The following is an 827-nucleotide window of genomic DNA, read 5'->3' as shown; positions in this document are numbered from 1 at the left end:
ATATTCCAGTCGCGGGCGTTGGTATCTCTAACTTGAAGATTTATCAAAACGCAAATGCGGGTGCATTGGGTGCAGCAGGTGTTGCGCAGGGTGGCTTTGCCTATTTCGACGTAACGGTTGATACCGTGGATACAGCGTATAACCTTGCAAGCCCAGCAGACATCGCTGGTACAGCAACGACTGTAGCTGTGTCTGATGCATTGAGCTTGTCAGTGAACAGCTTCAACGTTGATATCGATATGGACGTAGCGATCGGTACTTCAACTGCAACGGGTGCACTTGCTGGATTGGTGACTAGCTCAATCGGTAACGTACATCTAGAGAACTTGGACGTGTCTGGTACAACTTTGACTGTATACGGTCACTAATACCTAAGACTCTCCGAGTTAAAAAACCGCCTTCGGGCGGTTTTTTTGTGGGTGTTACTTTTTGAGGTTGATTGAGTGTTTTTGTTACGGTTTTTTGTCTTTTTTTGAGTGTTAGTGGGTGTGGGTGGTCTGTTTCAGGGTAACCTAAACTAAAGGTGGGTTTTGGATGTGTGGCATGAGCGCGGTTTCTTTGCTTATTGTTGGGTATTCTGGAACGAATAGTTCGTTATAGTGGATCTATGAGTTAAAACGGCTCTGTTAAATAAAAATTAAAAATAATAATCAGGAGTTCTTCCATGAAAGGTTTCAAAAAGCTGGCTCTAGTAGCTGCAATCGCTGCCCCATTAACTTCCGCTCACGCACTTGAGTCTTTGGATGATTCAGTACTGTCAGACATGACCGGTCAGTCTGGTGTGTCTATCGATCTTAAAGCACGTGTTTTGATCGACGAAGTGGTTT

The 827-nt window shown here is 44.5% G+C and carries 2 protein-coding genes; both read left to right on the top strand.

What is annotated here, in order from left to right; translation table 11 throughout:
* On the top strand, nt 1–368 hold a 368-nt coding region (locus tag ABD744_RS00010), incomplete at its 5' end, for a hypothetical protein (protein ID WP_344794146.1).
* A gap of 296 nt (nt 369–664) precedes the next feature.
* Nucleotides 665–827 (top strand): DUF6160 family protein (locus ABD744_RS00005; protein WP_344794148.1); only part of this gene is annotated, 163 nt, incomplete at its 3' end.

It is taken from the genome of Litoribacillus peritrichatus (genome assembly GCF_039537985.1).
Classification (GTDB): Bacteria; Pseudomonadota; Gammaproteobacteria; order Pseudomonadales; family Litoribrevibacteraceae; genus Litoribacillus; species Litoribacillus peritrichatus.
Note: the sequence above shows the minus strand (reverse complement) of the source record. Positions and strands in the feature narration are given on the sequence as shown.